Origin of the sequence: Brakhagea slesvicensis, assembly GCF_052161625.1 — a bacterium.
GTDB lineage: Bacteria > Planctomycetota > Planctomycetia > Pirellulales > Pirellulaceae > JBKCUI01.
On the sequence record NZ_CP197412.1, the window covers coordinates 2,912,431 to 2,932,681 of the forward strand.

Genomic DNA, 20,251 nt, shown 5'->3' on the forward strand with positions numbered 1-20,251 from the left:
AACGAGGTAAAGTCATGGAGTCGTTTTTGTCACGTCGCGAAATTCTTCGCACAACCGCCGCCGGATTTGGATCGGTAGCCCTAGCAGGGTTGCTGGGGAGCCAAGGGCACTCTCAGCATAAGATGCTACATCCCCTCGCTCCGAAAGAACCTCATTTCAAACCCAAAGCGAAAAGGATCATTTTTCTTTTTTTAGAAGGAGCGTTCTCACAGCTGGATACTTGGGAGTACAAGCCACAATTGGCAGCTGATCACGGGAAGCCCGGACCGGGAGGCGGATCTTTGGTTGCTTCTAAATTCAAGTTCCAGCAATACGGAGAAACGGGAACTTGGGTCTCTGAGCTCTTCCCCCACTGCGCGAAGCATGTCGACAAATTGTGTTTTATCCGCGGGATGCACACCGATACGCCCGCGCATCCCCAGGCAGTCATTCAGTTACATACGGGAACCGCAATCGCTTCCCTAACACGTCCATCGATGGGTTCGTGGCTATTGTATGGCTTGGGCACGGAGAATCAGGATCTGCCGGGATACATCACCATCAATCCACCCCCCAATTTTGGAGGAGCGATTAACTATGGGAGTGCATTCTTACCAGCACACTTTCAAGGAACGAAACTGAGCGATCGAGGTGAGCTAACGAATATCAAGCCGTCGAGAGACGCGAGACTACAGCGGAAGCAACTCGATTTCATCCAAGGCTTAAACGAGAACCTAAAAGGTTCCACCGGAGCTCCTGAAGATTTGGAAGGAATCGTTCAGTCGTTTGAGTTGGCGTTTAAGATGCAGAGCAAGGTACCAGAGATTCTCGACTTCGCTTCAGAATCTCAAGAGACTTTAGACGCTTATGGCATCCAGGATGGCCCTGCAGGAAGTTTTGCTAGACAGTGCCTGATGGCTCGCAAACTTAGCGAAGCGGGTGTCCGGTTTGTGGAAGTTTGCGATCCAGGTTGGGATCACCATAACAACTTGAATCAAGGTCTGCTAACCCGGGCTAAATCTGTGGATCAACCGATCGCAGCATTGCTTTCCGATTTGGAAAAGCGAGGGATGCTGGATGACACATTGGTTTTGTTCGGTAGTGAGTTTGGACGTCTACCACAGGCGCAAGGTCCGGATGGTCGCGATCACAACATCACCGGTTACCCCATGTGGCTCGCGGGGGCTGGGGTCAAACCCGGATTCTCTTACGGTGCCACCGACGAGTATGGGCGAGTTGCCGTGGACGGCCGTATGCACACCAATGATCTTCACGCCTCGCTTCTAGCGTTAATGGGGCTCGATCACGAAGCGCTCACCTACAACTACGCTGGTAGAGACTTCCGACTGACCGATGTCGCGGGGCGTGTCGTGCATGAAATCTTTGCGTAGTCGCTTTAGATCGACAATCCAGGCAAGGGGGTCGTCGTCGAAGGCCCCCTTCTCCACGATCGAGGACGCGCCCAAAAACAGCGGGCTATCGGCGGAGGATGGGCATGCTGTGAAGCCGCGGGTCGTCGCTGACGGGAATGGAGATCACGCCATTGGCCGGGTTCGGAAGCTCCGCGATCTTCAACACGTCGCGGCAGTGGGTGTGGCAGCTGACGCAGGAGCCGATCGCTTGCGTGTAGACGAAGGCGGCTCCCTCCAAGTTGTGCTGCTGGGCAAGCACCGAGAGTTTGCTCGCTTGCCGACCTAGTTCCTCTTTGTATGCGACATAAACTGGGTCCGCGTTGGGTTCCCATTCGGTCGCTTTGCAGATCTGTTGAAGATTGTCCGCGGCGCGTTGGATCGCTCCGAAGTCCTTTGAGACCAGCCCCGTTAGCATCTGCTGGGTGCTTCCAAGCTTCGCCAACATCAAACTGGGAAGCGGAACCTCACGACGGTTCTGAAGAACGGGCGGATCCCCGGCAGCGATGGAAAAACAAACGGCGCACAGGGCTAAGCTAATGACGGAAGTGATGGCTATCGATTTCTTCATGATCCCTTTACCCCTACGATCCGATTCTTCTGCATTTTTCCAAAGTTTCTATCGGTTGGTCCGAGTGGCAAAATCGAGCTTTTGCTGCCGTTCGATCAATTTGGTCGATTGCAGATCAGACTGATAGCGCTCGAGTTCGACGCGATACGCTCCTGAACTGCCGCGATAAGAAATAACAGCCAGGGGAATGAATCGAGGATGGAAGCTGTATTTCCTGCAAGAACCCTGCGAAATGAGGGAGTTATGGGGGCATTTTGGAGCCGCCGACCATGTTTCCGCTGAGGTGTTGGGCTGGATGAGTCGTTCTTGGTACACCGATTGCTTTGCTAAGAGGGATACGCAATCCGTTTCAAATTCAACAATTCGTTGAGAGCTCATCATGAAATCTCGTCAAACCCATTCGCTGCGAAATCGACTATGGCTGGCATCCCTCGTTACCGCCGTGGGGGTGGTTGGGGGGGATCGCGCGGTCCATGCCCAGCTCTTGCTCGATCCCCCTCCGGAAGCCCTGCCAAACCCTCAAGTGGAAGCCAACCTCGGCGCTCAAGCGTCTGGACAAATTGATTTGGGGGTCGAAGGGCTCGAATCCTTGCCGGAGGAAGCGGAAGGAATCACGCCCCTTCTTCGCGGACCGGTGCACGAGGCGTATGCGGAACGTTTCGATATGGACCAAGAGGATCCAATGGTGGTGGACAAGGAGCCTCCCGCCTTGGTCGATGAACAACCGCCTGAATACCGGCCCGACGGAGAGGATTACGTTTGGATTCCCGGTTACTGGGGTTGGGACATCGTCGACGAAGACTACATATGGGTTTCCGGTATTTGGCGGCAGATCCCTCCGAATACCCAGTGGGTTCCCGGCTACTGGACGGAAGCCGACGGGGGATGGCAATGGGTAAGCGGCTTCTGGACGAGTACCGAACAGGAAGAGATTGTCTACCTTCCCCCACCTCCAGAGAGTATCGACCATGGTCCAAGCTCCCCAGCACCTGGCGATGAGTACTTTTGGATCCCAGGTTCGTGGCAGTACGGTGGCGGTAACTATGCGTGGCAGTCGGGTTACTGGAGCGTCGGTCAAAACGATTGGGTATGGGTGCCCACTCGCTATGTCTGGACTCCAAGCGGTTATGTATGCCGACGAGGTTATTGGGATTATCGGTTGCCGAATCGGGGTGTTCTTTTCACACCGGTTCGCTTCCGTTCGAACTACGCAGGACTTTATCGCCCGCGCTATGTCGTCGATATCAACCCACTGTGGTTGGCCAATCTCTTTGTCGCTCGCGGAGTTCCCCAGTATTACTACGGGAACCACTTCGGCTACCAAGGTTCGAGACAGATCTATCCATGGGTAACGTACTACCAACATGGTTATGATCCGTTGCTCTCGTACTACGCATACCAAGGTCGCCACTCGGGTTGGTTGAGGCAGTTGTCTCAATTGGAGCGTGAAATCGCGAGCACACCTCGGTTGCAATCCCAGTCGACCGTTTCCGCCCAATTGCGAGCCCAGCAACAGTTCCGCCGGGATCCATCCTCGCTCGATACTTTGTTGCGGGTTGCGACAGCCAGTTCGTTGGTAACGGGTTCTCGCAACGATTTCAAAGCCCCGATCTCGCTCCAACTCGACAAGAACGCGTCGGTTCGCTCGTCGCGATCCGGCGATTCTTCCATGCGAGAATTGGCTTCGAAACGCCGCGAGTTAGAAAAAGCAGTGAACGATACCGATCGAAACAGATCGATGCGCCGAGGTCCCGATGGGCTTGGCTCGAATGGAGCCGGCGCAGACTTGCGATTGAACGCAGATGGTAAGATCGAGTTGAAGCAGTTATCGCTACAACGACCTGATCGAGGTTCTAACCGAGGGCCTGCAGCCATCCCGGGCGATTTTAAATTGGGAAGCAAAATCGAAACGCGAGTGCAAGCGGATGCAGATGCCAATGTTTCGCGAGGAAATCGAGACAATCGAGGCAATGGTAACGAACGCCGACCTTCCAACGCCGATCGTGAACAACGAATCCGTCAATTAGCTCCTGTCCTCGGCAGCGGTCCGGATGCGAAGCCTCTCAACACGGAGCAATTGAAATCGATTCGAGATCAGCTTCTGGGTAATGAGCGCAGCGGTCGTGCGGAGAACTCTAGGGCTCCAGCAAACACCACGCGCAATGCACCCAGCCGCAATGGTCCATCGAACTCAGGTCCATCAAACCGCGGGCCATCGAACCGCACACCATCGAACCGCGTGGAGGACGCGACTCGCAACCTCCAGCAACCGCTGCCACCGAAGGCAACGCGTGAACGGGAGGCGACCCGTAAACGCCCCGAAGCTCCTGCGCTCCCCGCTTTGCCGACCCCTAACCGTCGCGAAGGCTCGGAACCATCGCAACGAGTTCCTCGATCTTTGCCTAATATCAACCCAGGATCGGGTGGGAATAACCTTAATATTCCCGGCGTCAATCGATCGGGTGGTGGCAACGTGAACCCCGCACGAAACATCCCAGGTCTCGGCGGTGATCGGGGCAAATCGGAGCGGGGCAAATCGGAGCGAGGGCCTGGCCGCGGTGGGAACAAAGACAAAAAGGATTAACACGACATCGAATAGCCCCCTTTTCCTCACGGAAGAGGGGGGTTGTTTTTCGGTGCAAGGTTTCGTTAATCAATTGGCGATTGGAATCCGTCTGGCTTTACGGTCAACACGCTGCATGGGCTCATGGTTAAGATCCGCTCCGCCGTGTTCCCTAGCAACAGACCCGAAACACCGCCTCGGCCTACGGTCCCCATAGCAATCAAGTCGAACGAAGACTCGCCCAACAGTTTCGAAATAACCTTCCAAGGAGTTCCCCATTCGAGATGTCGAACGACCGGCAAGTCGCCGAGGAACTCCTTCTCAATTGACTCTAATTTTTGCGATGCATACCGTTCCATCTCCGATTGCATCTCTTGCCCCTTCGGAATTTTGCTAAGCAAGTCATCCACCACGTCGCTGGAATCGACCACATGGAGCAAATGGAGCTCGGCGCCACTAACTCGGCATATCTCTGCCGCCTCGAGCATCGCTTTGTGACTGACTTTGGAATAGTCGATCGGAACAAGCACCTTTCGGGGTGGAAACGGACTGTCTGTTTTCACGACCCACACGCTGCTCGGGCATTTTCGAACCAATCGCGAAGCGGTGCCCCCTAAGATGCGATGGCGCCAATCGGCCGTGTTGCCGGCTCCCACCACCACCAAATCGTGGGAACGCTTCTTCACGGCTCGAATAATCTCGACGTAAGGTTCCCCGACAGCTGTTTCCCGCATCAATTGGGCGGATGTCTTGCCACGATGGAAGATGATTTTGTCGAGCTTCGCATCGGAATCGCGAGACACTTCGCGAATGAACACCTCTCCCTCTCCTTCGAGCAAGTCCATGCGAGCGTTGAACGTCGCGGAGTGAACCATAGTTCGTATATCGGGTAAGGCGTGGAACAGTACAACTCGGCCATGGCTTTTCTCGCCCAACCAGCAAGCTTGCTCGACGGCTTGCTCGGCAATCGGAGTGAAGTCGGTCGGAACGAGAATGTTTTGATAAAGGTTTGGCATACAGGGGTTCCACAGAGAGGGTCGTTTTCAATCAGTCCAATCAGCGCAACAAGCTCGCGAGAAGGTCGGTCGATCGATCGTTCGCATGTTCCGTCGTGTCGCGTATAATCGGAGCCTTCCTCGATGACCTTTCATCGTACCACAGACTTGAAACCAGGAGTCCTTTCCATGATTCGATCCCTCTGTTCCGTGCTCATCGCTTTGATGATGGGAGTTGTTAGTATGGCCCAAGATAGCCACATCTACGAACTTCGTACTTACACATCCGAACCAGGTCGGCAGGCCGATACGCTCAAGCTGATGTCGTACGAAGGACTTCCTTACATGAAGAAGCACAAAATCGACTTGGTAGGCGTGTGGACGCCGGTCGAATCGACCGATGAGCGCGTGTTCATGTTGGTTCGTCACAAAGACAAGTCTGCTTCCGATGCGGCTTGGACTGCATTTCAAAACGACACGGGTTGGAAGGAAGCGGTCGAGAAGTCCCAGGTTGATGGAAAGAAGCCCGTTGCGGGAATCGAGCGTGTGTTCTTGACCACCAATGCGTATAGCCCCGTGCTAAACATTGAAAAAGTTGGGAATCGGGTCTTTGAATTGCGAACCTATATCACCACGCAGAACAATCTTCCCAACCTCAACGCTCGCTTTCAGAACCACACTCTCGACCTGTTCAAAAAGCACGGAATGACCAACATTGTCTATTGGTCGGTTCGGAAAGGGGAGTCGACGAATTGCGGAGATTTGCTCAAAGCCCTTGCGCCCCTTGGGAAAGCCAATGCAACGGTCGATTCCAGTTTGCCAGCTGCGGGCAATGCGTTGGTGTACTTTCTCGCCCACGCCTCTCCCGAGGCGGCCAAGGAGTCGTTTGGTAAATTTCGCGAAGATGCCAACTGGCAAAAGGCTCTGAAGGAGTCCGAAGCGGCAGCGGGTGGCCCTCTCACCGTCAAGGATGGCGTGAAGAGCCTGTACTTAAAGCCAGTCGCGTTTTCCCCGTTGCAGTAGCCTACAAACTGCAAGTGTCCGTTCGAAAGCCTCCGACCAAGCCGTCCGGTTCTTGTGGACAGTTCACCAGAACAAGACAGTTCCCCAGAACAAGGCGATTCCCCGGAACAAGGCGATGCGTCGCAAGGGCCAAATAACGGGGGCTTCGTTGGCTACTTGTCAGTCAGCTTGAAGCACTGCAAGTATTGCTGATCGCGAATGAACAGTTTTCCATCCCAAACGACAGGGTGAGGCCAGCTCTCTCCTTCGTGTGTGGGGAGTTTAAACGAGCCCAGCAGATCGTATTTGCGAGGGTTCGCGGCGATCATCGCCATGGTGCCGTCCTGGTAGCGAAAAAAGAGTTTGCTGTCCGCAGCGACAATGGCGGCGGAACCAGAGCCTGCGCCGCGAGCGCGTCCCCAAAGGTTTTCCCCTGTCTTCCAGCGGATGCATGCGGGGAAGCCGTTGTTGTGACCATGTCCCAGGTAAACGAACTCGCCGATCATGATCATGCCGCCATGATGGTTCTGCAGCTCCTTGTTCGTCTTGTAATACACCTCGCGAAGTTCGATCTTCTTCCCTTTTTTGGTCATCTGCAGCAGGGCGGTTCCTCCATCGTCGTATCCGGTGGAGCAAAAGACATAGTTATCCTTGACGATCGGTGTGGGGATATTGGCAGTGCGATTGGCGATTCGGTCATAGTGCCATAGCAATTCGCCCGATTGGGCGTCATGGCTCACCACGCCGTGGCCGATCAACTGGATGTACTGTTTGATCCCGACCCCTTCCGAGATGACGATCGACGAATAGCCTGCACCATCATTGCCGCGCAAGTCCCCTTTGGGGGCAGGTCCCTTCCAAATCGTCTCTCCCGTTTTCTTGTCCAGGGCGACGACCATCGCGTCCGCTGCTCCCGGTGTGCATATAAGACGGTCGCCATCGATGAGAGGAGATTCGCTATATCCCCATACCGATTCCATCTTGCCACCGAAGTCTTTTTGGAAGCTCCTTTGCCAGATGGTCTCCCCGCTGTTGGAATCGCAGCAAACGAGCAAACCGTCGAAGGAAATGGCATAGACGCGCTTGGTCTCGGGATCCAGGGTGGGGGTTCCATTGGGCGCCCCTTTGGAAGCACCGAAAGGTGTCTTCCAAAGAACGCGACCATTCGCGACGTCACAACAAACTAGTTGCACCTTTCCGTCCGATTCGCCGAGCGTGTAGAGCTTGTCATCTCCGATGACCAAGCTGGACATGCCGCGGCCTAGTCCTTCGGATTGGTAAAGGAGTACGGGCCCCTCTTCGCTCCACTTCGAAGCCAATCCCTTGACCTGCGCGATTCCGTCTCGATTGGGACCTCTCCATTGATACCAATCGGCTCCGTGGATCGCGGGCCAGGTAGCCAGGTCGGAGAATGCTAACACCGATCCCAAAAGCATGGCTCGATAGCAAAAGGATTTGGCTCGCATAAAAACCTCGAAGAAAGGAATGCCTGAAGTAGGGGATCGCAACCAGGGAAGCGATCGGTCCGGGACAAGTTGTATTAGTGGTTGTCGACGGAGCTGCCGGACAATTGCTGTTCGACTTCGTCCGCTTGCCAAGCGACGGCGGAAATGATCTTGGCCAGCTCGCCCGCATTGGTGAGATTCGACAGCAGATTCGACTTGAGAACGAGAATCTCACCATCGTCTACGCGTTTCATGGCGAAGGCACCATGGACAACCGAGTCGTTGTTGCGAAGGATGGTCAAGGCCGCTGCTGGGTTGATGGCCCCGCAAGGAGACCAGATTCCGATCATCGCGTTACCATCTTGGTCCTTTCGATTCAGTTCTACGAAAACTCGTTGTCGTCGCGATGAAGCCAATGGTACAACGACTTGTAATGAACCACTGTCGCTTGGCTGTATCGTCCACCCCATTTTTTCTCCGACGGATCGAATCGATGTCGCTAAATCTTGTTCGCTGGGGACGCGGGCATTGGAGAAGTCCAATTGGGTGGGTCCGGTAATCGGAGCCGCCGCCTGTGCTCCCCCTCCTCCGTTTTGCGGTTGCATGAGATTCGGCAGCATCATCCCCAGCCCAAACCCCATTGGACCTTGCATGCCTGCAGCGCCGGCAGCTTGCATGGCATTGGCTGCGCTATAGGTGGCGTAGGCTCGCAAATCGCCGAGGACCGCCATGCTGGCTCGCGCGTCGATCGCCTTTTGTACTTCTTCGGGGGCGGAGATGCTGCTGATGAAAAACTCGGTCAGTTCCAGACCAACCTTCGAGAATTGGTCTCCCAGCTTCACTCGAGCCGCAGCGCTCAGATCATCCATACGGGACGGCATATCGAGAAGTCCGATACCGGAGCTTGCTAGAAGATCGGTGAGGTTGGCGATGATGACATCTCGGAGGTAGTTCAGGATCTCATCGGTGGTGAATTTTCCTTGGGTGCCGACAATGGAGTTGAGTAACAAAGAGCCATCGACGACACGGTAAGCGAATTTGCCATAGCCCTTCAAGCGAACGATGCCAAACTGCGGGTCTTTGATCGTGATGGGAGTTCGAGTTCCCCATCGTTGGTCGATGAACGTCTGCTTCCCGACGAAGTACACGCAGGCTTGAAACGGACTCTTCTCAAAAGGAATGGTGAGCAGTTTTCCTAGGATCGGTATGTTCGCCGTGGTCAGGGTGTAGCGACCGGGACCGAAGGAGTCCATGGCGCGACCATCGCGAAAGAAGATCGCTTCCTGGTTCTGCTGCACGATCAGTTGAGCACCGTATTGAATCGCGGCCGTACCCGACTCGGGAACGCGGGCGATAAGCGATTGATTCGACTGATCGATGTAGTCGATGACTTCGAGACGAAACACGTGGTACCCCGGTTCTATCAATGGAAATGGGTGCAAACAAAGGTAAAGAACTGCGAACCCAGCACCGCTATTCTATCAACTGTTCTCGATAGGCGAGTCAACAGCGGTTCGTTTACACGATACCGTTTATTGGACGCCGTTTTGTTGGGCGAGAATATCTTTCCCGATGGTGAGCATTTCTTGGCAATCCAAGAATCGGTGGTTGGATTCAAACAACGCTGCAATCGAAGCCTTGTGAATCTTCATCTTCAATCCGCCGACGCCGAGTGCCCCATAGTCGATTCGATTTCCACGTTCCACGGCTTTATCGAACACTCCAATTCCTTCGATCCCTTCTGGCGGCACCGCGTTCAGATCGACGGCCACGCGAAGCGAACTGGCCGAGGCCAATTGTTTCGCGGTCAAGAGTCGGATGCCAGCAGCTCCACAGGCGAATACGGCCTGCGATCGAATCAGCGCTCCATGCAACGCTTCTTCGTCTTCCGATACCAGGGGAATCAATCGCGAGCGATCGACATTGGCCCGAGCTAACTCGTCGATCGTTTCATCTGCCCTTTCTTTGGACCGTGAGCCGATGAAGACCTTTCCTCCCAAATTGGCGAGGATGCGGGCGACGCGTTGACCCACGGGACCTGTCGCAGCTAGCACGACGGAGAAAGAATCCCGGATTTCCAAATGTTGTTGGGCGCAAAGTACGGCGGCCGCGGCGGTGCTGTTGGAGCCATTGCTGTCGAGCATGATCGAGACACGAAAAGGTTCGTGCAGTGTCTCGAAAGCCGCCTGCGCGATCGCTTCACCATGCGCTACGCTGGCACCTCCCACGAAGATGGCGGTGTACTTCAAGTCTTGTGGTCCCCGGGTGTACATCGCACCGTGCACCAACGAGCGGACTTCCTCCTGCTTCACGTTGCTGTACTGGAGGAGATGATCGACGCCGGCATCGATGGCAACGACAGCATCAAAGACGCTCGCTTTGGGATCGGTGTCCAGTTGAATGAGGATCTTGCGCTTGTTCGACATAAGGATCGGCTCGCAGTTCCACTGGGATGCGGGAAAGGACATGTTCTCCGCCGGGGCGACGGTAGCGAAAAGCCTAATGGTGGTGATTCGGTTTGACAAGCGACCGGGATCCAGGTCCAGTTACGCGGCGAGTGGGAATCGGCCGTTCCCCTCTCGATCGATCGCGAGTTTCTCAGAGTGCGAGTTTCTCAGAAGGTATGGGATGTCATGACGCGGATTTCATCTTTCCTAGCCCCAGCTCTCGTCGCCTCGATGGGGGCCGCCATTTGGATCGTTGTGAGCGTGATCGGAAGATGGGAGTTCGGTCTATTGGCGTTGGGGATCGGTGCGGCGGTCGGAGGTGCGACGATGTGGGGAGGGCGGAACGGTGCATTCCCTTATCGAGGCTGGGTTGCCGTCTGCCTCACCTTGCTCGCCATCGGCGGTGGGAAGTTGGGTGCGGCCTGGATGGAAGTTCGCCGTGAATATGAGGAGTTTCGCTTGCAGGTCGAGCAGGCCGGGGGGATGACTGCAACGGCGGAGACGGCGAAATTTCATCTCGCGCTCGACTGGATCGAGCAAAAAGAGTCTTTAGGGGAACGCTTGGCATGGCGCGACGAGGGGGACGCGGACACCGCTGCAAGCCCAACCGAACTGCCTCCCGAGGCCTGGGCGGAGGCAACCCGAATGTGGGAGGCTCTCTCCGAGGCGGAAAAAGCACGGCAAATTGCGATCGCCCAAGCTGCATTTCGGGCATTCGGCCAGACCGAAGCCACCGGAGGGGGGATTGCAGACCTGGGGGAAATCGTTTGGAAAAATCTCGATATGGGCGACGCCCTTTTTGCCTTGCTGGCTTCGTTGGCGGCTTACCGCATAGCCATTTTACGTGGTGCCGGCGCGGCTCTAGCCAACGAATGACAGGGGATCGAGCATGGTTTTGCCTTGCTGGACCGGAACCCGTTGCGATTTTGTGGGTTTAAGGTGGGCCGGTCTTTGGATTCCTGGTCGCGGTGCCAATTGCCTTCCGGCGATAATGAACTGCAGTCCAGGGTCCACGTAAGACCTCCAACCCCGAGACAGGCTGCCCAACTCCTGGATTTTTGACGAAGCGTCCAGTATCGCGCTTCGATCCAAGAGCCTTGGCAGGTATCATGTCAGAACCGTTTGCATTTCACCGATGTAGCGTCCCTCCGGAAGTTCTGGCTTCCATCGGCCCACCGATCATCCCTTCGCGACCTCCATCCCCCAATTATTATGAAATCTCTCAGGTCCTCCGCTCCTAACAACCCATTCGTCCAAGCGATTCGACGATCGCCTTCAAGACGCCGTCGCGGGGCGGCCCGCCCCATTTTGATCGCTTTGATCGCGGCAACCTTGGCGGGGGGCGGTGGCTATTATTGGTGGAAAATGCGTGCCGAATCGGCCGCTTCGACCGAAGGGAAACCGATTCTCGAGCAGATTTCGAAGGGTCCGTTCGATCATATCGTTCTCGAGCAGGGAGAAGTCGAGAGCAGCAGCAACAACGAAGTGAAGTGTGAAGTCGAGGGGCGCGGGGGGAGTGGCACTCCCATTTTGACAGTGATTCCAGAAGGGACCTTTGTCAAACGAGGGGATGTTCTTTGCGAATTGGATTCCTCCGCGTTGGACCAAGAGGCAAAGAATCAGCGCATCATTGTTAGCGCCGCCGAGTCGACGGTGATCTCGAGCGAGGCTGCCGTAAGCAAAGCCGAGATCGCTCGCCAAGAATACTTGGAAGGGACCTACCTTACCGAACGCGAGACGATTTTGAGCGAGATTTCGATTGCTCAACAGAATCTACGAAAGGCAGAACTGTCGTTGCAAAGCGCAGAGCGATTGGCAGCCAAGGGAACTCTCAAACCACTTCAAATCGAAGCAGAACAATACTCGGTTCAGAACGCGCAAAGCACGCTCAAGTCGGCAGAAGGCCGGCTTCGCGTTCTCGATGAACTGACGAAAGCAAAGATGCTGGTTCAGCTCGACAGCGATATCGCGACCGCGAAAGCCAAACTGGATTCCGACCGCAACACACTGATCGAGGAAAAAGACAAGCTCGAAGAAATCCTGGCCCAAATCGCAGCTTGCACGGTCAAAGCCCCCGCGGACGGTCAAGTTGTGTATGCGAACAAGGTCGGTAGCCGAGGCGGTTCGGACTTTGTCGTCGAACCCGGTGCTCTGGTTCGCGAGCAGCAAACCATCTTCCTTCTCCCCGACCCGACGAAGATGCAGGTCAAAGCGAAGATCAATGAGTCCCGTATTACTTTGATCCGCGAAGGCATGCCTGTGAAGATCCGCGTCGGAGCCGTTGAGAACGAGCTTTTAGGTCGCGTTGTGAAGGTCAATAAGTATTCAGAGCCTGGCAACTGGTGGGGTTCGAACGTAAAAGAATACGCCGTCTTCGTTCAGATTGTCGATCCGCCTGAAACGATTCGCACCGGGATGACAGCCGAAGTTCGCATCTTCGTCGAACAAATCCCCGAGGCGACTCAGATCCCCATCTTGGCGGTCTACGAAACCAAGGGGCATCACTTTGTTCTAGTCAAGAACGGCGAAGGTTGGGAGACCAAGCCGATCAAGATCGGTGCGGCGAACGAAAAGTTCATCACCGTCGATTCGGGAGTGGATGTTGGGGATCAAGTTGTATTGAATCCTCGAAACCATTTGAACAAGATGGATATTCCCGAAATTGAAGAGGAAGACGACCGAGAACAACTTGCTCGACTCGCCGCAGAACCTTTGCCGGCTGTGGCGAGAACCGAAAGTGCTCCCGCAGGTGGAGGTGCTGGAGTGTCGGAATTGATGCAGCGAATCGACAGCGATTCCGACGGAAAGATTAGCAAGACGGAGGCGAGCAGCATGGGCCCACTCGCCGCGGGTTTCCCTCAAGCAGACACCAACCAAGACGGATTCTTGGACATGGGGGAACTCAACAGGGCGATGCAGAAGTTGCGAGCAGCCCGTGAACGAGCCGGCGGCGCGGACGGAGGTCCCGGCCAAGAAGGAGGTCCCGCAGGACGTGCTCCAGGCGGAAACAGCGCAGACCGCCCGCTTGGCGCGAGAGGATTGCAGTAAAAACGGTCATGACCCAGTCCACAATGAATCCTCCTGTCGTTGCCACAAGGTACGCGTGTCGCGTCGTCGACATGAAGAAAGAGTACGTCCTCAAGAGCGAGACCGTCCGCGCACTTCGTGGCGTGACTTTCGACGTTCCCGAAGGTGACTATGTCGCCATCATGGGACCCTCCGGTTCCGGAAAAAGTACCCTGCTCAATATGCTAGGGTGCTTGGACAAACCAACCTCCGGTAGCTTGTTGTTGGGTGACGACGATGTCGCACAAATGAACGACGATCAATTGGCGGACATCCGGTCCAAGCGGATCGGGTTCGTTTTCCAAGCCTACAATCTCATCCAGCAGCTCACTGTTGTCGAGAACATTCAAGTACCTCTCTTTTACCAAGGTCGCTCGCTCAGCAAAGAGCAGCATGCCAAGACAATCGAGCTGGCAAAGTTAGTAGGGCTCGGAGAGCGATTGGACCACCGTCCAACGCAGCTTAGCGGTGGTCAGCAACAACGCGTCGCTATCGCTCGATCGTTGGTGAACAACCCCTACTTCATCCTCGCGGACGAACCGACAGGTAATTTGGATTCGCGAACCACCGAGGAGATTTTGCAACTCTTCGAAAGACTCAATGACGAAGGGCGAACGATCATTCTAGTGACCCACGAAGACGAAGTTTCCAAACGGGCAAAACGTGTTGTGCGACTGAAAGACGGTCGCTTGCAATGGGATCGCACCAACTCGCAAGAAGTTCGGGATGCGGCCGCAAAATACGCAATTGACAATATGCCGGTGGAAGAATGAACATTTGGCTTGGCACAATACAGTTGGGGGTAAGGAGCCTTTGGTTGCACCCCATGCGATCGATCCTGACGGTCCTCGGGATCTTTATCGGCGTCGCGAGCGTCATTTGGCTGCTCGCGATTAGCAAAGGAATTGGAGACGAGGCACAGCGTCAAATCGAAAGCCTCGGCGCCGACACGATCATGATCCGGACGATCAAACCGCCGAGTGAAAAGATGTCGGCGCAGGGGCTGACTCCTTATGGTCTCACTCGCGATGAATTCGATCTGCTTGCCACGAGCGTTCCGACCGTCAAGAGCGCTCTGCCCATCCGTGAATTGCGCAGGCAGTTTCAATTCAAAGACCGGAAACTAGACGGCCGACTCGTCGGATGCACCCCAGAGTATTACGAAGTCAATCGACTGGAAATGCAAGACGGGCACTTCATTACCGACGCAGATTGCTTCCGTAGAGAAACGCACTGCGTCCTTTCCGCAAAAGTCGCGGAGCGTCTCTTTCTGCACGAAGACCCCATTGGTCAGCGCATTTACATGCCGGAGAATCAGGACTTTTATCTCGTGGTGGGTGTTCTGAAACCCAAAGGTGCTACTGCCGCAGTCGGGGGCTCGATGGCAGCCCAGGACTTCACAAACGATGTCTACATCCCAATCCAAACACTGCATCAGCGAATCGGAGATATGGTGATGAGTGTTCGGTCGGGATCGCGCGAAGGGGAAGTCATTGAGCTCAATCAAATCACCTTGCGAGTGAATCAAGTGGCCGATGTAAAGCGGACTGCAGAGCTAGTCGAATCCGCCCTTTCGAGCCACACCAAGATGGAAGACATCGCTGTCGTCGTTCCACTGGAGCTCCTAGAACAGGCGAGAACGACCCGCGCCATGTTCATGGTCTTTATGGGAATGATCGCCGCTATCTCGCTGCTTGTCGGTGGCATCGGGATTATGAATATCATGCTGGCAACCGTGACCGAGCGGACCCGTGAAATCGGAATTCGCCGCGCCCTCGGAGCCAAGCGAAAGGATATCATTCGCCAGTTTTTGATCGAAACCAGTGTGTTGAGCTTGGCCGGCGGAATCACCGGAATCTTGTTCGGTTTGCTGTGCGGTCCCGCAGTCCGCGGCGCTCGCTGGCTAGCGATGGAGTGGTTTCCCGAGCAAATGGCGGGGCTCCCTGATGTGGTGAGAACGGTCGAGCCGTCTATTGTCCCAGAGAGCATCCCCGGCGCCTTTCTCATCTCGCTCATTGTGGGGGTCGTTTTCGGAATCTATCCCGCCATGCGAGCGGCGAAGATGAATCCGATCGAAGCCTTGCGACACGAGTAGTTATCGCTAGCAGATCCCTTTCGATGCGGAGCTAGTCTATGAAGCCAGACGACGAACTTTGCCTCTGTTTTCATATCAGCTGGAGGAAGGTGATCAACTACATTCGGGTGCACCGAATTCAACGTCCCAGCCAGTTGGCGGAGTGCGGAGGTGCGGGAACCGGCTGTGGATGGTGTCGCAAACAGTTAGAGCGACTAACGCATTTGGTCAGCGAGGTTCCTCCTCCTGCGGATGAAGTGGAGCAATGGCTCGCAGATCGCTCTCCCAACAAAGAGGTCTATGCGCAAGGCCGAAGCAAGTATCGGAAAGAACTCGGTCTGGACGATCCCCCGGTTTAGACACGCCCCTCTTGCCGCTTCAGCGATCCGTGGCTGGGACAAGAAGTCGAGCGAGAGTTTGAGCCAGCGATCGAAGCGCTTCATCGTTCTCCAGCTGGATCGTCAATTTCGGACGTCCCGATTCGTCCCGTTCGACGCATTGGTTCAAGCTACTTGCCAACTGATCCACAACCGCATCATCGGGTGCAGATCGATCTGCTGGGGAGACCAGTTCCCCCACCAGTTGGAGCGCCGCGGATAGCAATTGACCACCAGCAGCCGATACTTTTTCCCGGCGTTGCTCGATCTCTTGGGTCTGCAGCGCCACGCGCCGCTCTTGGCTCGCATCGATTGGGGCCTCGGGGACTGGGACTAAGATTTTTTCGAGCTTCTCGCGGATGTTGGCGATACTCGACTTCATCGTGATCGCGTCGGTCTCCGAGGAGAAGTCGATCGCGGCATTCGCCAACTCTTGTTTGTTCGCCAAGGTTTCCAGCAACCTCTCTTCGATCGTATCTTCGGTAACGAGATTGTAGATGTGGACCGGATTCTTTTGCCCCATGCGATGAGCTCTCGCAATGCGTTGCTCGAGGACTGCTGGATTCCAAGGCAGATCGACATTGATCACCGTATTCGCACTTTGCAGATTGAGGCCTGTGCTCCCTGCATTGGTCATCAGAATCAATCGGCACTTGGGATCGTTCTGGAACTTGCTCACAATCGCAGGACGTTTCTTCTGCGGTACCGATCCGTCGAGACGCACAAAATCGCAACCCAAACTTTCCAGTTTGAGTTCAATCCGATCCAGCATGCGAGTCCACTCGCTGAACATGACGATTTTACGTGTGGGGTCCGCGATGAGCTGTTCCAGCATTTCTCCCAATCGAACCAGTTTGCTACTGAATTCGGGCTCTTGCTCATCGATCAAGTAGGTGCTGTCCGCGGCCATCCTCGCCAGCAAAAGAGCCTTCTGCAATCGAAGCAGATCCATCTCCGTTAAGAATTTCTTCGCCGCGATTCGGGATGCGATGGAGAGCTGTGCATTGCTGATATCAAGCTGCTCCTCTGTAGGACGAATCCGCACCACTTCATCGATACGATCCGGCAATTGTTTGGATACCTCGTCCCGTGTGCGACGAAGCAGAATCGGTTTGAGTGCGGTGCGCAGCTCATCGAGCCTTTTGTATCCGATCGCTTTTCCTCGATCATCGACTTCGCGGTGGGTGTGAAAGAACCTATACGCTGGCCCGAGTCGCGTATCGTCCACAAACTTGACAATGGTGTAAAGATCATCCAGTCGGTTTTCGAGCGGTGTACCGGACAAGACCAGCGCAAAAGGGCTGTTAAGCGACCGGACGGTTTGACTTACCTTTGACTCCCAATTCTTGATCCGTTGCCCCTCGTCCAAGATGATCAAATCCCACGACCCGTTCTCAACATGATTCAAGTCTCGAACGACTTGCTCATAATTACAGATCGTAAAGAATACATTTTGGGAATACTGCTTAGCGCGTTCGCTCCCTGTTCCCATCACCAATTGCGAACTTCGTCCGCAGAATCGCTGAATCTCAGACTGCCACTGGCTTTTGAGTGATGCCGGACAAATCACGAGCACCTTCTTAATTTCGGCTTCGCGGGCTAACAACTCAGCCAAACCAATACCTTGGATTGTTTTCCCCAATCCCATGTCATCGGCCAGGATGGCGCGACCAGCCCCGAGCGCGAATGCGATGCCATCCAATTGGTAGGGGAGCAATTCAACCGAGAGAAGACTCTTTCGCAAGGGATGGGTCGACGGTGACTTTCGAATCTTATTCGCAACTTGGAGTAAATGCTGTTGCACCAACTCGCGTTGAATCCATTCCTCCGCGTCCGGATAAATGTTGACGCGTGTTCCCAATTGCTCGAGGGCTTGGATACGCTCCATCATTTCGATCCCGTTCAAGGGAGTTCGATCTGCATCTCCAAGGCAGTTCTTTAGCTTCTGGGGGAGTTTCTCTGGAAGGTTAAATAGAAGTCCAGCGGGGTGCTGATAGCGAACTCGAACGGACAGATTCTTTCGAACATAGGGTTTGCGAAGCAGCGCTGCGGAGAACTTGCGCTGAATCTTCTGAAGGGCATGCAGTATGTGTTTGCAGGTGCCCAGATGGTTAGTTCGATAGTCGGGGCAGCTGCAATAAGATTGTCCTAAATCCGATCCTCGCAATGCAACTCGATAGGTCTTTCCGGATCTCGAACTCGTCACCAAGTAATCCGTCCACGGAGTGTCGGATCGCGACGCCCGCACGGTCATGCTTTCTTCTTCTGCTCGCTTTTGACGCTCCGCGAGGGCGCGGACCAAAAGCTCGCTTTCTGTGAGAAGTTCGAGCGCGACCGATTCGTCGGGGGGAGCTGCAAGTCCCAGATCGGTTTTCGACTCCAAGAGATGCGAGAGAGCCGCTCCCATATGCTCGCATCGATGGATGCACTCGGTACAGTTTAGCTGCAATTGTTTATCACGAGTGCTTTGCAACGTAACCGTTACGACCGGGCCGCCGGGGATACGGACACGGTACAAATCGCCACCGAGGTAGATATCCTGGTAGGGATCTATCTCGATGTGTCCCCCCTCCATGAGAAGTCTTTTGCCATCGGCCCCGAGCAACTGCGTCGCTTGGTGGACCGTGAGCCTCCCCAAACGCTGATGAAAAACATTGACCTTCGCAGGGGATCTGGTCTCGCCGTTTTTCGCAATCTTCCCAATCGCAGAAGCCATAGTTGCACTCCGTTGTTCATCAAACGACAGATCTATATAACTATCTGTCTATCTTAGCCAAACAGATTCGACTCCGCCTGTTGGTCCAGAGCTGGGAACTCAGTCGCGTAATCGGATGCCGAGATATTGCGACCGTAGCAAGGGAACATCTCGAGGAGCGTTTGTTTTCGCTGAGGATCGTTGACCAAATCAGGAAAACATTTCTTGATCACTTCCAGCATGAGATAGACCGAAACGGACGCTCCCGGCGATGCGCCGAGGAGGGCGGAAATGGATCGATCGGCGTCGGTAACGATCTCGGTTCCATAGTGAACGATCCCTGCTTTGCCATCTTCCTTCTTGATGGCTTGAACCCGGATCCCGGCGTCGATCAACCGCCAGTCGGAGTCCTTCGCGTCCGGATAGAATTCTCGCAGCGACTTCATTCGAGACGCCATGCTTTGCGTCCCCTGCTGGATCAAATAGCGAACGAGCGGCAAATTATAAAGCCCCACCTTGATCAACGAGCTGACGTTGTCCAATCGCATCGAGCCGGGTAGGTCGAAGAAGCTACCGTGCTTGTGCAAGAACTTGGTCGTCCAAGCCGCATAGGGGCCAAACAGGAGGGACTTCTTTCCGTCGATAACGCGTGTGTCCAAGTGGGGTACGGCCATGGTCGGAGCGGCACCAGGACTCTGTCCATACACCTTCGCCTGATGCCGTGAGACCACTTCTGGGCTATCGCAGACCAGCCATTGACCGCCGATGGGAAATCCGCCAAAGCCTTTACCTTCTGCGATCCCCGACATTTGTAGAAGTGGAAGACTCCCTCCCCCAGCACCGACGAATACGAACTTCGCGCTGCTATGGATTTTGTTTCCACCCTTGGCTTGGATCGTCACATCCCAACCGCGATTGGTGCGCTGGAGACCGACCACGCGATGGTTGGTGGCGACGCCACAGCCGGGCTGTTCTGAGAGCCAATGAATCAGTTTGCGAGAGATCTCGCCAAAGTTCACATCGGTGCCGTTATCCATCTTGGTCGCGGCGACGGGAATCTTCTCGCGTCCTTCCATGAGCAACGGGGCCCATTCGTGTACGCGATCGGGATCCGTGGTGAACTCCATCCCTTGAAAAAAATGATGCGAGGTCAGCCCCTTGAAACGGGCTTCGAGATATTGCACCGATTTTTCGCCGTAGACAAAGCTGATATGGGGGACAGGATTGATAAAGTCCCTGCCGTTTTGGATCATCCCGGACTTGAGTGCATAGCCCCAAAACAGTTTCGACAACTCGAACTGTCCGAAGATTTCGATCGCCTTAGTGACGTCGACGGTCCCGTCCGGTCGCATGAAGGGGGTGTAGCTCAGCTCGCAGATTCCGGCATGGCCTGTCCCTGCATTGTGCCATCCGTTCGAACTCTCCTGGGCCAACTCGTTCGAGACCTCGTAAAGCTGGACTTTGAGTTCGGGTGCGATTTTCTTAAGCATCGCTCCAAGGTTGGACGACATGATGCCGCTACCGATGAGGATGACGTCCGGGGACTCAACGTGGGAATTGTAGGTCATGCTGCGTCTGAAAGGCGGGGGATGGCAATGGAGATGCGAATGCGTTGGATAGGGCGTTCG

General features: G+C 54.9%; 16 protein-coding genes. 8 read left to right on the plus strand and 8 right to left on the minus strand.

Annotated features, from left to right (window positions below; genetic code table 11):
- The first annotated feature begins 14 nt into the window (after positions 1-14).
- Entirely contained in the window at positions 15-1,370 is a 1,356-nt protein-coding gene (locus SH467x_RS10950; protein ID WP_482371310.1) for a DUF1501 domain-containing protein, read from the plus strand.
- Positions 1,371-1,455: 85 nt separating this feature from the next.
- Here SH467x_RS10950 and SH467x_RS10955 read toward each other — a convergent pair whose 3' ends face one another.
- Complete coding sequence (locus SH467x_RS10955; protein ID WP_482371311.1) at positions 1,456-1,959, minus strand: hypothetical protein; 504 nt, start codon at positions 1,957-1,959, stop codon at positions 1,456-1,458.
- Between the two features lie 48 nt (positions 1,960-2,007).
- Entirely contained in the window at positions 2,008-2,340 is a 333-nt protein-coding gene (locus tag SH467x_RS10960; RefSeq protein ID WP_482371312.1) for a hypothetical protein, read from the minus strand.
- On the opposite strand from SH467x_RS10960, the gene SH467x_RS10965 reads away from it, so the two are divergent.
- The gene (locus SH467x_RS10965) at positions 2,339-4,543 is read left to right on the plus strand and encodes a YXWGXW repeat-containing protein (RefSeq protein WP_482371313.1); all 2,205 of its coding nucleotides are present in this window, start codon (positions 2,339-2,341) and stop codon (positions 4,541-4,543) included. The two genes, SH467x_RS10960 and SH467x_RS10965, sit on opposite strands and share 2 nt — an antisense overlap.
- A 65-nt stretch (positions 4,544-4,608) precedes the next feature.
- On the opposite strand, the gene SH467x_RS10970 is transcribed toward SH467x_RS10965, so the two are convergent.
- Positions 4,609-5,538: a universal stress protein gene (locus tag SH467x_RS10970; protein ID WP_482371314.1), complete on the minus strand. Its 930-nt coding sequence runs from the start codon at positions 5,536-5,538 to the stop codon at positions 4,609-4,611.
- A gap of 168 nt (positions 5,539-5,706) precedes the next feature.
- On the opposite strand from SH467x_RS10970, the gene SH467x_RS10975 reads away from it, so the two are divergent.
- The gene (locus SH467x_RS10975) at positions 5,707-6,540 is read left to right on the plus strand and encodes an NIPSNAP family protein (protein WP_482371315.1); all 834 of its coding nucleotides are present in this window, start codon (positions 5,707-5,709) and stop codon (positions 6,538-6,540) included.
- Between the two features lie 152 nt (positions 6,541-6,692).
- On the opposite strand, the gene SH467x_RS10980 is transcribed toward SH467x_RS10975, so the two are convergent.
- From SH467x_RS10980 to SH467x_RS10990, 3 genes are all read right to left on the minus strand, one after another.
- The gene (locus SH467x_RS10980; protein WP_482371316.1) at positions 6,693-7,985 is read right to left on the minus strand and encodes a PQQ-binding-like beta-propeller repeat protein; all 1,293 of its coding nucleotides are present in this window, start codon (positions 7,983-7,985) and stop codon (positions 6,693-6,695) included.
- 74 nt (positions 7,986-8,059) lie between these two features.
- On the minus strand, positions 8,060-9,370 hold the full coding sequence (locus SH467x_RS10985; protein ID WP_482371317.1) for an SPFH domain-containing protein: 1,311 nt from the start codon (positions 9,368-9,370) through the stop codon (positions 8,060-8,062).
- Positions 9,371-9,496: 126 nt separating this feature from the next.
- A complete protein-coding gene (locus SH467x_RS10990; protein WP_482371318.1) occupies positions 9,497-10,390 on the minus strand; it encodes an NAD(P)-dependent methylenetetrahydromethanopterin dehydrogenase in 894 nt (297 codons plus the stop codon).
- Positions 10,391-10,597: 207 nt separating this feature from the next.
- On the opposite strand from SH467x_RS10990, the gene SH467x_RS10995 reads away from it, so the two are divergent.
- From SH467x_RS10995 to SH467x_RS11015, 5 genes are all read left to right on the plus strand, one after another.
- Positions 10,598-11,287: a hypothetical protein gene (locus SH467x_RS10995; RefSeq protein WP_482371319.1), complete on the plus strand. Its 690-nt coding sequence runs from the start codon at positions 10,598-10,600 to the stop codon at positions 11,285-11,287.
- 336 nt (positions 11,288-11,623) lie between these two features.
- Complete coding sequence (locus SH467x_RS11000) at positions 11,624-13,459, plus strand: efflux transporter periplasmic adaptor subunit (protein ID WP_482371320.1); 1,836 nt, start codon at positions 11,624-11,626, stop codon at positions 13,457-13,459.
- Positions 13,460-13,482: 23 nt separating this feature from the next.
- Positions 13,483-14,250, plus strand: a complete 768-nt coding sequence (locus SH467x_RS11005) for an ABC transporter ATP-binding protein (RefSeq protein WP_482371362.1) — start codon at positions 13,483-13,485, stop codon at positions 14,248-14,250.
- A gap of 53 nt (positions 14,251-14,303) precedes the next feature.
- On the plus strand, positions 14,304-15,572 hold the full coding sequence (locus tag SH467x_RS11010; protein WP_482371321.1) for an ABC transporter permease: 1,269 nt from the start codon (positions 14,304-14,306) through the stop codon (positions 15,570-15,572).
- 38 nt (positions 15,573-15,610) lie between these two features.
- A complete protein-coding gene (locus tag SH467x_RS11015; protein ID WP_482371322.1) occupies positions 15,611-15,910 on the plus strand; it encodes a (2Fe-2S)-binding protein in 300 nt (99 codons plus the stop codon).
- Positions 15,911-15,929: 19 nt separating this feature from the next.
- Here SH467x_RS11015 and SH467x_RS11020 read toward each other — a convergent pair whose 3' ends face one another.
- Together SH467x_RS11020 and mqo are read right to left on the minus strand one after the other, a co-directional pair.
- Entirely contained in the window at positions 15,930-18,644 is a 2,715-nt protein-coding gene (locus SH467x_RS11020; RefSeq protein WP_482371323.1) for a DEAD/DEAH box helicase, read from the minus strand.
- 53 nt (positions 18,645-18,697) lie between these two features.
- Positions 18,698-20,191, minus strand: a complete 1,494-nt coding sequence (mqo, locus tag SH467x_RS11025) for a malate dehydrogenase (quinone) (RefSeq protein WP_482371324.1) — start codon at positions 20,189-20,191, stop codon at positions 18,698-18,700.
- Positions 20,192-20,251 lie beyond the last annotated feature (60 nt).

Bases quoted from the DNA above. Each gene is read 5' to 3' on its own strand.
- SH467x_RS10950 (WP_482371310.1), top strand. From the start codon at position 15: ATGGAGTCGTTTTTGTCACGTCGCGAAATTCTTCGCACAACCGCCGCC.
- SH467x_RS10955 (WP_482371311.1), bottom strand. From the start codon at position 1,959: ATGAAGAAATCGATAGCCATCACTTCCGTCATTAGCTTAGCCCTGTGC.
- SH467x_RS10965 (WP_482371313.1), top strand. From the start codon at position 2,339: ATGAAATCTCGTCAAACCCATTCGCTGCGAAATCGACTATGGCTGGCA.
- SH467x_RS10960 (WP_482371312.1), bottom strand. From the start codon at position 2,340: ATGATGAGCTCTCAACGAATTGTTGAATTTGAAACGGATTGCGTATCC.
- SH467x_RS10970 (WP_482371314.1), bottom strand. From the start codon at position 5,538: ATGCCAAACCTTTATCAAAACATTCTCGTTCCGACCGACTTCACTCCG.
- SH467x_RS10975 (WP_482371315.1), top strand. From the start codon at position 5,707: ATGATTCGATCCCTCTGTTCCGTGCTCATCGCTTTGATGATGGGAGTT.
- SH467x_RS10980 (WP_482371316.1), bottom strand. From the start codon at position 7,985: ATGCGAGCCAAATCCTTTTGCTATCGAGCCATGCTTTTGGGATCGGTG.
- SH467x_RS10990 (WP_482371318.1), bottom strand. From the start codon at position 10,390: ATGTCGAACAAGCGCAAGATCCTCATTCAACTGGACACCGATCCCAAA.
- SH467x_RS10995 (WP_482371319.1), top strand. From the start codon at position 10,598: ATGACGCGGATTTCATCTTTCCTAGCCCCAGCTCTCGTCGCCTCGATG.
- SH467x_RS11000 (WP_482371320.1), top strand. From the start codon at position 11,624: ATGAAATCTCTCAGGTCCTCCGCTCCTAACAACCCATTCGTCCAAGCG.
- SH467x_RS11005 (WP_482371362.1), top strand. From the start codon at position 13,483: ATGAATCCTCCTGTCGTTGCCACAAGGTACGCGTGTCGCGTCGTCGAC.
- SH467x_RS11010 (WP_482371321.1), top strand. From the start codon at position 14,304: ATGCGATCGATCCTGACGGTCCTCGGGATCTTTATCGGCGTCGCGAGC.
- SH467x_RS11015 (WP_482371322.1), top strand. From the start codon at position 15,611: ATGAAGCCAGACGACGAACTTTGCCTCTGTTTTCATATCAGCTGGAGG.
- SH467x_RS11020 (WP_482371323.1), bottom strand. From the start codon at position 18,644: ATGGCTTCTGCGATTGGGAAGATTGCGAAAAACGGCGAGACCAGATCC.
- mqo (WP_482371324.1), bottom strand. From the start codon at position 20,191: ATGACCTACAATTCCCACGTTGAGTCCCCGGACGTCATCCTCATCGGT.